The sequence below is a fragment of the Halopseudomonas sp. genome, assembly GCF_038130085.1.
GTDB lineage: Bacteria > Pseudomonadota > Gammaproteobacteria > Pseudomonadales > Pseudomonadaceae > Halopseudomonas.
The window spans coordinates 58,964-72,613 of record NZ_JAYPMU010000004.1 but is presented as its reverse complement, the minus strand read 5'-3'; the positions used below and the strand labels follow the sequence as shown (position 1 = coordinate 72,613).

Below are 13,650 nucleotides of genomic sequence, written 5' to 3'. Positions count from 1 at the left end.
ACAAGTCCCATGGCCAGAGATCTTCCCTCACTGAATGCCCTGCGTGCCTTTGAAGCAGCAGCTCGGCTGGAAAGCGTGAGTCAGGCGGCAAGCGAACTGCACGTCACCCACGGCGCTGTCAGCCGGCAGATTCGTCAGCTCGAAGACGAACTCGGCGTCGCCCTGTTCAGCAAGGCTGGGCGCGGCATCAGCCTGACCCCGGCCGGCCGTCAGCTGCGCGATGCCTGCCGGGATGCCTTTGGCGGTCTGCGCGAGGCGTGCACGGCGCTGCGTCAGGATCAGCAACAGGCGCCCTTTCTGCTGGCCTGTCCGGGCAGCCTGCTGGCCCGCTGGTTTATCCCGCGGCTGGACCGGTTGAACGCCGAGCTGCCCGAGCTGAACCTGCACCTGTCTGCCTCGGAAGGTGAACTCGACCCGCGCCGCCCCGGTGTCAGCGCCACCCTGCTCTACGCTGAGCCGCCGTGGCCGGCCGACATGCGGGTGTATCCGCTGCGTCAGGAGCGCATCGGCCCGGTGCTCAGCCCGCGTTACGCGGGTGCTGCGCGCCTGCTCGATCAACCGGCCGAGGTGCTGCTTGGTGAAGCCCTGCTGCACACCCGCTCGCGCCCCGGTGCCTGGCGTGACTGGGCCGAGCGGCAGGGGCTGGACGCGGCGCAATTGCGCACCGGTCAGGGCTTTGAGCACCTCTACTATCTGCTGGAAGCGGCGCTCTCCGGCCTTGGCGTGGCCATCGCGCCGCAGCTGCTGGTTGCTGACGACATCGCCGCCGGCCGCCTGCTCGCGCCCTGGGGCTTTGTCGAAACCCGCCACCAGCTTGGCCTCTGGGTACCCGAACGCCAGCCCCAGGGCCCGGCGCAGCAACTGGCAGACTGGCTCGGCAAGGCGCTGCAGCAGGCCGACGCATGAAGCGCCTCGCGACCCTTGGCCTCGGCGCCTGCCTGCTCTGGCTGTCCGGCTGCAGCTCGGTTGGCTATCTGTATCAGAGCTGGCAGGGCCAGCGTGCGCTGATGGCCCGCGCCGAGCCCATTGAGCAGCTGATTGCCGACCCGCAGACCGACTCGCAACTGGCCGAGCGCCTGCGCACCGCCAGCCAGATTCGGCGTTACGCGGTGGCGGCGCTGGCCCTGCCGGACAACACCACCTACACCCGCTACGCCGCGCTGCCGGGCCCCTACCCGCTGTGGAATCTGTTTGTCACCGATGAACTGTCGCTGGCGCCGGTGCAGCACTGTTACCCGTTCTTCGGCTGCATCGCCTACAAGGGCTATTTCGACCAGGCCCGCGCCGAGCAGGCCGCCGATGACTGGCGTGCGCGTGGCAAGGAGGTCTATGTCGCCGGCATCCCCGCCTACTCGACCCTCGGCTGGTACGACGACCCGCTGTTCAGCTCCATGCTGCACTGGAGCGACGACTATCTCGCCGAGATGCTGTTCCACGAGCTGGCGCACCAGCGTTTTTATGTAAAGGACGACACCGCCTTCAACGAGTCCTATGCCAGCTTTGTCGGCCAGCAGGGCCTGCGCGACTGGCTCAGGGTGCATGGCCGAGCCGCGCACGACTCGACAGGCCGCGAGCGCGAGCGGGCGTTTATTCAACTGGTGCTGGCCGCTCGCAGCGAGCTGGAAGCCCTGTATCAGAGCACCCAGCCAGACGACGCCAAGCGCAGCGGCAAGGCCGCGATCCTCGCCCGGCTGCGCAGCGATTACGCCAGCCTGCGCGACAGCGAATGGGGCGGCGACACGCGCTTCGACCACTGGTTTGCCGCTGACCTCAACAACGCCCGCCTGCTACCCTTTGGGCTTTACGATCAATGGGTGCCCGCCTTTGCCGCGCTGTATGCGCAGAGCAGCGGCTGGGCCGACTTTCACCAGCGGGTCGAACAGCTAGGCAGACTCGATCCGCAAGCGCGCCTTGCCGCGCTGCGTGGCCTTTGCCCGCAGTGCGACACCGCAGTACAGGAGCCATAACCATGAAAGCAGTGGGATATTTCACCGCCGGTCCGCTGGACCGCACCGATGCCCTGATCGATCTCGACGTCCCCATGCCCGCCCCCGGCCCGCAGGACCTGCTGGTCAAGGTCGCCGCCATCTCGGTCAACCCGGTCGACACCAAGATCCGCAGTCGTCGCGGCGCGACCGGCGACACGCCCGAAGTGCTCGGCTGGGACGCGGTGGGTGAGGTGGTCAGCTGCGGCAGCGCCGTTTCCGGCTTCGTGGCGGGTGATCGGGTCTACTACGCCGGCGCGCTGGAGCGGCCCGGCAGCAACGCCGAATACCAACTGGTCGACGCCCGCATCGCCGCCCACGCGCCGCTGTCGTTGTCTGCCGCCGAAGCTGCGGCCCTGCCGCTGACTGCAATCACCGCCTGGGAGCTGCTGTTCGACCGGCTCGGTGTCAGCGAAGGCGGCGGAGAAGGTCAGACCCTGCTGGTGGTCGGCGCTGCCGGTGGCGTCGGCTCGATTCTGGTTCAGCTCGCTCGCCAGTTGACCAAACTCACCGTGGTCGCCACCGCCGCCCGCGCCGAGAGCGTGAAGTGGGTGCAGGGCTTGGGCGCGCATCACGTCATCGACCACAGCCAGCCGCTGCTGCCGCAATTGCAGGCGCTGGGCTTAAAAGACGTCGAACTGATTGCCTCGCTGACCCACACCGATCAGCACTACCCGCAATACGGCGACTGCATCGCCCCGCAGGGCCGTCTCGGTGTGATCGACGACTTCGGCCCGCTCGATATGAGCGTGCTCAAGCGCAAGTGCGCCTCCTTCCACTGGGAGTTCATGTTTACCCGCAGCATGTTCGAAACCGCCGACATGGCCGAGCAGGGCAAGTTGCTGCAGCGGGTCGCCGAACTCGTCGATGCCGGCACCCTGCGCAGTACCCTGGGTGAGCATTACGGCGCGATCAACGCGGCCAATCTCAAGCGTGCGCATGCGTTGCTGGAGAGTGGTAAGGCGCGGGGGAAATTAGTGTTGGAGGGGTTTTGAGCGCTAGCGCTTCGGTCAGTTCTTGCTGTCATAGGGGGGCGGCATGCCGCGCCCGTGACTCAGATGGTGATCGTTCCCATGCTTTGCGTGGGAACGCCTGTCAGGACGCTCTGCGTCCCGCCGGTCACTTCGGTACTGTCTGATAACCCGCTTTTCGCCTTCTCGGCGAGCCAAAGGGGACCGCTTGCCCGGCCCCCCTTGGCGATCCCCCCGGGCACCCGACTACGCGGCCCTTCGGGTTCGCTGCGTTGCTCGGGCTGACGGGGAGCCGTAAAACTCGGCGCTTCGCGCCTCAGACATCCTACGGCTCTTTTTCCCGTCAGCCCTGCGCTACTCACCCGCGTAAACGGGGAGTGGGTCCGTGCGGGCTTCACGCTTGGTTCCGTTGCACTTCGGGAGGGCCGAGTTACAACTCGGCCATAGCGCGGCAGGTGAGTCAACTGGTCGAGCGGGAGCTCGACCCTCCCGTCTTGCCCGTGCACCATCACAGTGCTAGTCTCACCGAGTCGTCAAACGGCGACCTTTCGTTTTTACCTGTCCAGAGTGACCGCATGTCCACTGCCCATAGCACCGCTGTTGTAAACCGCCCCGCGCTTGCCGGTGTGGTTGCGCGTGTGCAGGCTGCCGTGGCCTGCCTGCCGGTCACCCCTCCCGGCGTAGCCATCGTGGCTGCCGTGGCTTCACCGCCACCGGCGCACTGATCCCGTTACCCCTTTTCTGCTTTCTGTTCTCCCTGACTGGCGTGATGCCGTGGGGCGAACCTGTGTCCTGACAGGTGACATATGTTTATTCAACGTTTGAACTGGGCCGCCATTGGCCCGACTGCGCTGTTCGTGCTGCTGTGGAGCGCCGGCGCAATCTTCTCCAAATGGGGGCTGGAACACGCCTCGGCCTTTGCCTTTCTGCTGTTGCGCTTTGTACTCGCCTGCGCCGCCCTCGGGTTGCTGGCGCTCACCCGGCGGCGCTGGCTGCCGGCGCGCGGTACCCGCAAGCAGGTGGCGCTAGTCGGGGTGCTGCTGACTGGCGGCTACACCATCTTCTACCTGCTCTCGCTCGACGCTGGGCTCACCCCCGGGGTACTGGCAACGGTATTGGGCGTGCAGCCGATCCTCACCCTGATGCTGGTCGAACGCCGCGCCAACCTGTTGCGGGTATTGGGCTTGCTGCTGGCGCTCGGAGGCCTGACGCTGGTGGTGCTCGACAGCCTGCTGGCGGCGCGCTTCTCGCTGCTGGGTATCGGGCTGTCGCTCGCAGCGCTGATGTGCATCACCCTGGGTTCGATCTTCCAGAAGGGCATTCAGCAATCACCCATGGACGTTCTGCCGCTGCAATACGCCATCGGCCTGCTAATGTGCGCGGTGGTCGCGCCCTTTCAGCCGTTTGAAGTGGAGTGGAGCGTCGGCTTTGTCGTGCCGCTGCTGTACATGGGCGTGCTGATCTCGGTTGGTGCGACCCTGTTGCTGTACCGGCTGATCCGCATGGGCAACCTGGTCAACGTCACCAGCCTGTTCTACCTCATGCCCGGTTGCACCGCGCTGCTGGATTTCCTGTTTCTGGGGAATCGTATGGCGGCGTTGAGTCTGCTGGGGATGGTGGCGATTGTGGCTGGATTGGTGTTGGTGTTCAGGCAGAAGTGATGTTTCGGCACAGCTGACACATCACTTTCGTAGGGGCACGGCATGCCGTGCCCTTGCTCCTGCTTGACGGCGTTGTATCTCAAGGCTTACCTTTACGTTAACGTAAAGCAGTCATCCAAGACACCTATGACCCAGACCTACAGCATTTCCGATCTCGCCCGTGAGCTGGATATCACCACGCGGGCGATTCGTTTTTATGAGGAGCAGAACATGCTCAGCCCCGAGCGTCGTGGGCAGGAGCGGGTTTATAGCCCTCGGGACAAGGTGATTCTCAAGCTGATTCTGCGCGGCAAGCGCATTGGGTTTTCGCTGGCGGAGTGTCGGGAGCTGATTGAGCTGTACGATCCGGGCCACGGCAATCGCAAGCAGCTGGAAACCTTTCTGGACAAGATCACCCAGCGCCGTGCGCAGCTGGCGCAGCAGTTGCTGGATATCGAGCAGATGCAGATCGAGCTGGATACCGCGGAGGAGCGCTGTCGAACGGCGCTGGAACAGACCCGCTAGCCGTCTTTTTCCCCTTAAAAAGCCTAGATAAAAACAAATACAGGTGACCCCATGCATTACCCATCGCTGAACTTCGGTCTTGGCGAGACCATCGACATGCTGCGCGAGCAGACCCGCAATCTGGTTGATGCCGAGCTGGCGCCGCGCGCCGCCGAGATCGACCGGGAGAATCAGTTTCCACAGGAGATGTGGCGGCGTTTTGGTGACATGGGGCTGCTGGGCATTACCGTGCCTGAGGAGTATGGCGGCTCGGGGCTGGGGTATCTGGCGCATGTGGTGGCGATGGAGGAGATCAGCCGCGGGTCGGCGTCGGTAGGCTTGTCCTACGGAGCGCACTCGAACCTGTGCGTGAACCAGATTAACCGCAACGGCACGCCGGAGCAGAAGGCGAAATACCTGCCCAAGCTGATCAGCGGTGAGCATATCGGGGCGCTGGCGATGAGTGAGCCGAACGCCGGTTCCGATGTGGTCAGCATGAAGCTGCGGGCCGAGCGCCGGGGCGATCACTTCGTGCTCAATGGCAGCAAGATGTGGATCACTAACGGCCCGGACGCGCACGTTTACGTCATTTACGCCAAGACCGAACCGGAGCTTGGCCCCCACGGCATCACCGCCTTTATCGTCGAGCGCGACTGGGCCGGTTTCTCCCGCAGCCCCAAGCTGGACAAGCTCGGCATGCGCGGCTCGAACACCTGTGAGCTGGTGTTCGACAACGTCGAGGTGCCGGTCGAGAACATCCTCGGCCAGTACAACGGCGGCGTGAAGGTGCTGATGAGCGGGCTGGATTACGAGCGGGTGGTGCTCTCCGGCGGCCCGACCGGGATCATGCAGAGCTGCATGGACGTGGTGGTGCCCTATATCCACGACCGTCAGCAATTCGGCCAGAGCATCGGCGAGTTCCAGCTGATCCAGGGCAAGGTCGCCGACATGTACACCCAGCTGAACGCCAGCCGCGCTTACCTCTACGCCGTGGCGCAGGCCTGCGACCGTGGCGAGACCACGCGCAAGGACGCCGCCGGGGTAATTCTCTACACCGCCGAGCGTGCGACGCAGATGACGCTGGACGCGATCCAGATTCTCGGCGGCAACGGTTACATCAACGATTACCCCACCGGCCGCCTGCTGCGCGACGCCAAGCTGTACGAGATCGGTGCCGGCACCAGCGAGATTCGACGCATGCTGATCGGTCGGGAGCTGTTCAATGAAACCCGCTGAGCGCCGCGCCAAGGGAGACTTCGCATGGCTGTGCTGACCACTCAACTGAGCGCGGGCAGCCCCGCGTTCCACGCCAATGCCGATGCCATGCGCGCGCTGGTGGATGACCTCAAGACCCTGTTGGCAAGCATCGCCCAGGGCGGTGGCGAGGCGGCCAATGCGCGACATCTGGCGCGTGGCAAGCTGCTGCCGCGTCAGCGCGTGGACGCCCTGCTCGACCCCGGTTCAGCCTTTCTGGAAATTGGTCAGCTGGCCGCCCATGAGGTCTATGGCGAGTCGGTGCCAGCCGCTGGGGTGATCGCCGGTATCGGTCGGATCGAAGGCGTTGAATGCATGATCATCGCCAATGACGCCACGGTGAAGGGGGGGTCCTACTATCCGCTGAGCGTGAAGAAGCACCTGCGGGCGCAAACCATCGCCCGCGAGAACCGCCTGCCCTGCGTCTATCTGGTCGACTCCGGTGGCGCCAACTTGCCACGCCAGGACGAGGTGTTCCCGGACCGTGAGCACTTTGGGCGGATCTTCTTCAATCAGGCCAACATGAGCGCCGCGGGCATTCCGCAGATCGCCGTGGTGATGGGCTCGTGCACCGCCGGCGGCGCCTACGTGCCGGCGATGGCTGACGAGACCATCATGGTGCGCGAGCAGGCGACCATCTTCCTCGCCGGGCCGCCGCTGGTGAAAGCCGCGACCGGCGAGGTGGTCAGCGCCGAGGCGCTGGGCGGTGCCGATGTGCACTGCCGCACCTCCGGGGTGGCCGACCATTACGCCGAGAATGACGAACACGCGCTGGCTCTGGCCCGCCGCTGCATCGCCAATCTGAACTGGCACAAGCAGGGCGAGCTGAACAGACGCCCGGTACTGCCGCCACGCTATCCGGTTGAGGAGCTGTACGGGGTGATTCCGGCTGACAGCAAGCAGCCGTTCGACGTGCGCGAGGTGATTGCGCGGCTGGTCGACGACAGCGCCTTCGATGAGTTCAAGGCGCTGTTCGGCACCACGCTGGTCTGCGGGTTTGCGCACCTGCACGGCTACCCGGTGGCAATTCTGGCCAACAGCGGCATTCTGTTTTCCGAGGCCGCGCAGAAGGGCGCGCACTTTATCGAACTGGCCTGTCAGCGCGGCATCCCGCTGCTGTTCCTGCAGAACATCACCGGTTTTATGGTCGGCAAAAAATACGAGGAAGGCGGCATCGCCAAGCACGGCGCCAAGCTGGTGACCGCGGTGGCCTGTGCCCGGGTGCCCAAGTTCACGGTGATCATCGGCGGCAGTTTTGGCGCCGGTAACTACGGCATGTGCGGCCGCGCCTACGATCCGCGCTTCTTGTGGATGTGGCCGAATGCGCGCATCTCGGTGATGGGCGCCGAACAGGCCGCGGGCGTGCTGGTGCAGGTCAAGCAGGAGCAGGCCGAGCGCAGTGGCGAGCAGTTCAGCGCCGAGCAGGCCGAGGCCCTGCGCCGTCCGATCCTCGATCAGTACGAACGTCAGGGCCACCCCTACTACGCCAGCGCCCGCCTGTGGGACGACGGCGTGATCGACCCGGCGCAGACCCGTGATGTACTCGGACTGGCGATTTCCGCCGCACTCAACGCACCGATCGAAGCGACCCGCTTCGGCGTGTTCCGCATGTAGCCTGCGGGCAAGCGAGATGACGACCATGAGTCAGTACCACACCCTGGAACTGGAATTTTCCGCGCAGGGCATCGCCACCCTTTGGCTGGCGCGCCCTGACAAGAACAACGCCTTCAACGCCCAGATGATCCGCGAGCTGCTGGATGCGCTGGATGCGGTGGCGGCTAACCCGGCGGTGCGCTTCATGCTGCTGCGCGGCCGCGGCAAGCACTTCTCCGCCGGTGCCGATCTGGCCTGGATGCGCGACTGCGCGGCGCTGGATTACAACGCCAATCTGGACGACGCCCGCGAGCTGGCACAGCTGATGGCGTCGCTGGCGCAGCTCAAGGTGCCGACACTGGCGGTGGTGCAGGGCGCGGCCTTTGGTGGCGCGCTCGGGCTGATCAGCTGCTGCGACATGGCGATTGGCGCCGAGGATGCGCTGTTCAGCCTGTCTGAGGTGCGCATCGGCCTGCTGCCAGCGGTGATCAGCCCCTATGTCACCCAGGCCATCGGCGCCCGCGCTACCCGCCGCTATGCGCTGACCGCTGAACGCTTTGATGGTCTGCGCGCCCGCGAACTGGGGCTGCTGGCCGAGTGTTATCCGGCGGCCGAGCTGGACGCGGCGCTGGCGCAGTGGGTCGGCAACCTGCTGCAGAACGGCCCGCAGGCGATGATGGCCACCAAGGCGCTGCTGCAGGAAGTCGGGCTCGGTGAAATGAGCACCCCGCTGCGCCGCTACACCGAGGCAGCGATTGCCCGGGTGCGGATCAGCCCCGAAGGTCAGGAGGGCCTGTCGGCCTTCCTGGAAAAACGCCAACCTGACTGGTGCGCGAGCCATGATTGATTCCCTGCTGATTGCCAACCGCGGCGAGATTGCCTGCCGCATCATGCGCACCGCGCGCGAGCTGGGTATCGCCACCGTGGCGGTACACAGCGATACCGACCGCGACGCCTTGCACGTGCGCTGCGCCGATCAGGCGGTCAACCTGGGTGGCGCGCGGCCGAGCGAGAGTTATCTGCGGGTTGAGGCGATCATCGCCGCGGCCAAGGCCACCGGTGCCAATGCGATTCACCCCGGTTACGGCTTTCTGTCTGAGAACGCCGATTTCGCCCGCGCGGTCGACGCCGCCGGGTTGATCTTCGTCGGCCCGCCCGCCAGCGCGATTGACGCCATGGGCAGCAAGTCGGCGGCCAAGGCGCTGATGGACGCCGCCGGGGTGCCGCTGGTGCCTGGGTATCACGGCGCCGATCAGGCGCTGGAGACCTTCCGCGTCGAAGCCGCCAAGATCGGTTACCCGGTGCTGCTCAAGGCCGCGGCCGGTGGCGGTGGCAAGGGCATGAAGGTGGTCGAGAGCGAGGCACAGCTGGCCGAGGCGCTTTCGTCGGCCCAGCGTGAGGCGCAGGCCGCCTTCGGCGATGCGCGCATGCTGGTGGAGAAATACGTGCTGCAGCCCCGCCACGTCGAGATTCAGGTGTTTGCCGACCAGCACGGCAACGCGGTGTATCTGGCCGAGCGCGACTGCTCGATCCAGCGCCGCCACCAGAAGGTGGTGGAAGAAGCGCCGGCACCGGGCCTGTCGCCCGAATTGCGCCGGGCGATGGGCGAGGCGGCGGTAACCGCCGCACGCGCCATCGGCTACGTGGGCGCCGGTACCGTGGAGTTTCTGCTCGACGCCCGCGGCGAGTTCTTCTTCATGGAGATGAACACCCGTCTGCAGGTCGAGCACCCGGTGACCGAGCTGATCACCGGGCAAGATCTGGTCGCCTGGCAGCTGCGTGTGGCTCAAGGGCAGCCGCTGCCGCTGACCCAGGAGCAGATCGTGCTGCGCGGCCACGCCATTGAAGTGCGGCTGTATGCCGAAGACCCGGAGCAGGACTTTCTGCCCGCCAGTGGCGAGCTGACGCTGTATCGCGAACCGGTGGCGGGCGTTGGGCGGCGGGTCGACAGCGGGGTGGTTGAGGGCGACCGGGTCTCGCCGTTTTACGATCCGATGCTGAGCAAGCTGATTGCCTGGGGTGAAGACCGGGAAACCGCCCGCCGCCGTTTGCTGGCGATGCTGGCCGAGCAGCAGCTGGGCGGGGTACACAGCAACCTCGCCTTCCTGCGTCGGGTGCTGGCGCATCCGGCCTTTGCCGCCGCCGAGCTGGATACCGGCTTTATCGCTCGGCATGCCGACGCCCTGCTGCCCGCGCCTGCCCCGCTGCCCGACGCCTTCTGGGCGCTGGCCGCGCGTGCCTGGCTGCTGACGGCACCCAGCGCTGCGCGCGTCGATGACCCGCACAGCCCCTGGGCTGCCGGTTGCGGCTTGCGCCTTGGGCTGGCGTGCGAGCAGCGCCTGCATCTGCGCTGTGGCGAGGCCGAGGCGCGCGCCCTGCCCGCTACCGGTGTCAGCCTTTTGGGTGATCAGTTGCTGGTCGATGGCCGTCGCCACGCCGTGCAGCGCCGCGGTCAGTGGCTGTTTGTCGAGTGGGACGGGCAGCTGCAGCGGGTCACGTTGGTAGACCCGATCAGCGAGGTGGAAGCGCTGCAACACGGCCACGGCGGGCTGACCGCACCGATGAACGGCAGCGTGGTGCGGGTACTGGTCGAACCGGGTCAGCAGGTGGCTGCCGGCGAGCTGCTGGTGGTGGTCGAGGCGATGAAAATGGAGCACAGTATTCGCGCTGCCGAGGCCGGCGAGGTCACGGCGATTCACTGCGCCGAGGGCGACCTGGTCGAAGAAGGCCGGGTGCTGGTGGCGCTGCAACCGCTTGCTGAGGAGGCAACGGCATGAGCATGCCGCAACAGGTGCGACTGGTCGAAGTGGGCCCGCGCGATGGCCTGCAAAATGAAAAACAGCCGATCAGTGTCGCCGACAAGGTACGTCTGGTCGATGATCTGAGCGCTGCCGGGCTAAGTTATATCGAAGTCGGCAGCTTCGTCTCGCCCAAGTGGGTGCCGCAGATGGCCGGATCGGCCGAAGTATTTTCCGCGATCCAGCAACAGCCCGGCGTGACCTACGCGGCGCTGGCGCCCAACCTCAAGGGGTTTGAGGGCGCGCTGGAAGCCGGTGTGAAGGAAGTAGCGGTGTTTGCCGCGGCCAGCGAGGGGTTTTCCCAGAAGAACATCAACTGCTCAATTGCCGAGAGCCTGCAGCGCTTCGAGCCGATTATGGCGGCGGCCAGGGAGCACGGCGTGCGGGTGCGCGGTTATATCTCCTGCGTGCTCGGTTGCCCGATTGATGGTGACGTGGCGCCGGAGCAGGTCGCCGCGATTGCCCGCGAGCTGCTCGACAGCGGCTGCTACGAAGTGTCGCTGGGTGACACCATCGGTGTTGGCACCGCCGGTGATACCCGGCGGCTGATCGAGGTGGTTGGCCGCGATATCGACCGCAGCTTGCTGGCCGGGCATTTTCACGATACCTATGGGCAGGCGCTGGCGAACATTCACGCCAGCCTGCTGGAAGGCGTGGCGGTGTTCGACAGCTCGGTCGCCGGGCTGGGCGGTTGCCCGTATGCCAAGGGCGCGACCGGCAACGTCGCCACCGAAGACGTGCTCTACCTGCTCAACGGGCTGGGGATCGAGACGGGCGTCGATATGGCCGCGCTGGTGCAGGCCGGTCAGCACATCTGCAACGTGCTCGGCAAAACCAACGGCTCGCGCGTGGCGCGGGCCTTGCTGGCGCGGGAGCAGGCATGAGCGAACCCTTGTGGCGGCCGGCGCCCGAGCGGGTTGCGGCCAGCCGGATGGATGCCTTCCGGCGTTTCGTTAATCAGCGCCACGCTCTGGCGCTGGCCGATTACGCCGCGCTGCATCAGTGGAGTGTCAGCGCGGTAGCCGATTTCTGGCAGGCGGTGGCCGACTTCTTTGCGGTGGACTTCAGCACGCCGCCCAAGCGGGTGCTGGATAACCCGGATGCTATGCCGGGCGCGCAGTGGTTTGCCGGTGCAGAGCTGAATTTTGCCGCTCACCTGCTGCGCCGGCGCGATGAGCATCCGGCGCTGGTGGCGATCAGCGAAGACGGCCAGCGTGAACAGCTGAGCTACGCCGAACTGGCCGCGCGGGTGGCCGGGCTGCAGCAGCATTTGCTGGCGCTCGGCGTGCAGCCCGGCGACCGTGTTGCGGCGCTGATGCCCAATACCTGGCAGACGGTGGTGGGCATGCTGGCGGCGGCCAGTATCGGCGCGGTCTGGTCATCCTGCTCGCCGGACTTTGGTGCGCAGGGCGTGGTCGACCGCTTCGGCCAGATCGAACCGCGGGTGCTGATTGCCTGCAGCGGTTATCGCTACGCCGGCAAGCAACTGGACATGAGCAGCAAGCTGGCGGAAATCCTGCCGCAGCTGGGCGGCCTGCAGCAACTGATCATCGTGCCTTACGGCGGGGTGGAGCCGTGTCTGGCGGAGTTTGCCTCGGTGGTCTCGACCGCCCACTGGGATGACGTCAGCCAGCCGGCCGGCAGCCCGGCGTTCACCGCCCTGCCCTTTGCCCAACCGCTCTACATTCTGTATTCCAGCGGCACCACCGGGGTGCCCAAGTGCATCGTCCATGGCGCTGGCGGCACCCTGCTGCAGCACCTTAAGGAACACGGCCTGCACACCGATCTGGGCAGTGAGGACGTGCTGTTCTACTTCACCACCTGCGGCTGGATGATGTGGAACTGGCTGGTCTCCGGGCTGGCGCTGGGCGCGACGCTGGTGCTGTATGACGGCTCGCCATTTGAGCCCTCTGCCGAGCGACTGATCGACCTGATCGACGCGGAAAACATCAGCGTGTTCGGTACCAGCGCGAAGTATCTCGCCGCGCTGGAAAAGGCCGGGGTCGAGCCCAACCGCAGCCACCTGCTGATCCGCCTGAAGGCGGTGTTGTCGACCGGTTCACCGCTGGCGCACGAAGGCTTCGATTACGTTTACCGCAGCTTCAAACCGGACCTGTGCCTGTCGTCGATTTCCGGCGGCACCGACATCGTCTCCTGCTTTGCTCTCGGCAACCCGACCGCGCCGGTCTGGCGTGGCGAGCTGCAGTGCAAGGGCCTGGGTATGGCGGTTGAGGTGTGGGATGACGACGGTCAGCGGCTTGCCGAGGGTAAGGGCGAGCTGGTCTGCAGCAAACCCTTCCCGTCCATGCCGCTCGGCTTCTGGAAGGACGAAGACGGCAGCCGCTTCCGCGCCGCCTACTTCGAGCGCTTCCCCGGCGTCTGGGCGCACGGCGATTACGCCGAAGAGACCCCGCACGGCGGGTTGATCATCCATGGCCGCTCGGACGCGGTGCTCAACCCGGGCGGGGTGCGTATCGGCACCGCGGAAATTTACCGGCAGGTCGAGAAGGTCGAAGCGGTGCTGGAGTCGCTCGCCATCGGCCAGCAGTGGCAGGGCGACGTGCGGGTGGTGCTGTTTGTGCGCCTGCGTGACGGCGTGACGCTGGATGCGGCGCTGGAGGCCGAGATCCGCCAGGTCATCCGCGCCAACGCCACTCCGCGCCACGTGCCGGCGAAGATCATCGCGGTCAGCGATATCCCGCGCACCCGCAGCGGCAAGATAGTCGAACTGGCGGTGCGCAACGTGGTGCACGGGCTGCCGGTGAAAAACACCGACGCGCTTGCCAACCCCGAGGCGCTGGCGCTGTTCCGGGAGTTGCCTGAGTTGCAGCACTGACCGGGAAGGCCGAGTTCCCACTCGGCCACGTGGTTGCAGCGGAGGTCGCTGGTCGAGCGGGAGCTCGAC

12 protein-coding genes are annotated in these 13,650 nt (G+C 65.9%); all 12 read left to right on the top strand.

Annotated features, from left to right (window positions below; translation table 11 throughout):
• Positions 1–9: 9 nt before the first annotated feature.
• Positions 10–906 (top strand): LysR family transcriptional regulator, encoded by an 897-nt coding sequence (locus AAFM31_RS04545; protein WP_341706725.1) that lies wholly within the window; start codon positions 10–12, stop codon positions 904–906.
• Positions 903–1,967, top strand: a complete 1,065-nt coding sequence (locus tag AAFM31_RS04540) for an aminopeptidase (RefSeq protein WP_341706724.1) — start codon at positions 903–905, stop codon at positions 1,965–1,967. The genes AAFM31_RS04545 and AAFM31_RS04540 overlap by 4 nt, the downstream gene beginning before the upstream one ends.
• Positions 1,968–1,969: 2 nt before the next feature.
• Complete coding sequence (locus tag AAFM31_RS04535) at positions 1,970–2,980, top strand: zinc-binding alcohol dehydrogenase family protein (RefSeq protein ID WP_341706723.1); 1,011 nt, start codon at positions 1,970–1,972, stop codon at positions 2,978–2,980.
• A gap of 551 nt (positions 2,981–3,531) precedes the next feature.
• Positions 3,532–3,681 carry a hypothetical protein gene (locus tag AAFM31_RS04530; RefSeq protein ID WP_341706722.1) on the top strand — a complete coding sequence of 50 codons (150 nt, stop codon included), beginning with the start codon at positions 3,532–3,534 and terminating at the stop codon, positions 3,679–3,681.
• An 81-nt stretch (positions 3,682–3,762) separates the two neighbouring features.
• Positions 3,763–4,617 carry a DMT family transporter gene (locus AAFM31_RS04525; RefSeq protein WP_341706721.1) on the top strand — a complete coding sequence of 285 codons (855 nt, stop codon included), beginning with the start codon at positions 3,763–3,765 and terminating at the stop codon, positions 4,615–4,617.
• A 126-nt stretch (positions 4,618–4,743) separates the two neighbouring features.
• Positions 4,744–5,121: a MerR family DNA-binding transcriptional regulator gene (locus AAFM31_RS04520; RefSeq protein WP_083728790.1), complete on the top strand. Its 378-nt coding sequence runs from the start codon at positions 4,744–4,746 to the stop codon at positions 5,119–5,121.
• A 51-nt stretch (positions 5,122–5,172) separates the two neighbouring features.
• Positions 5,173–6,336, top strand: coding sequence for an isovaleryl-CoA dehydrogenase (locus tag AAFM31_RS04515; RefSeq protein WP_341706720.1), 1,164 nt, complete (start codon positions 5,173–5,175; stop codon positions 6,334–6,336).
• A 24-nt stretch (positions 6,337–6,360) separates the two neighbouring features.
• Positions 6,361–7,968 (top strand): carboxyl transferase domain-containing protein, encoded by a 1,608-nt coding sequence (locus AAFM31_RS04510; protein WP_341706719.1) that lies wholly within the window; start codon positions 6,361–6,363, stop codon positions 7,966–7,968.
• Between the two features lie 25 nt (positions 7,969–7,993).
• A complete protein-coding gene (locus AAFM31_RS04505; protein WP_335615361.1) occupies positions 7,994–8,794 on the top strand; it encodes a gamma-carboxygeranoyl-CoA hydratase in 801 nt (266 codons plus the stop codon).
• Positions 8,787–10,724 (top strand): acetyl/propionyl/methylcrotonyl-CoA carboxylase subunit alpha, encoded by a 1,938-nt coding sequence (locus tag AAFM31_RS04500; RefSeq protein WP_341706718.1) that lies wholly within the window; start codon positions 8,787–8,789, stop codon positions 10,722–10,724. Before AAFM31_RS04505 ends, AAFM31_RS04500 begins: the two co-directional genes overlap by 8 nt.
• Positions 10,721–11,629, top strand: a complete 909-nt coding sequence (locus tag AAFM31_RS04495) for a hydroxymethylglutaryl-CoA lyase (protein ID WP_341706717.1) — start codon at positions 10,721–10,723, stop codon at positions 11,627–11,629. The genes AAFM31_RS04500 and AAFM31_RS04495 overlap by 4 nt, the downstream gene beginning before the upstream one ends.
• On the top strand, positions 11,626–13,581 hold the full coding sequence (locus AAFM31_RS04490) for an acetoacetate--CoA ligase (protein WP_341706716.1): 1,956 nt from the start codon (positions 11,626–11,628) through the stop codon (positions 13,579–13,581). The genes AAFM31_RS04495 and AAFM31_RS04490 overlap by 4 nt, the downstream gene beginning before the upstream one ends.
• The last annotated feature ends 69 nt before the right edge of the window (positions 13,582–13,650 follow it).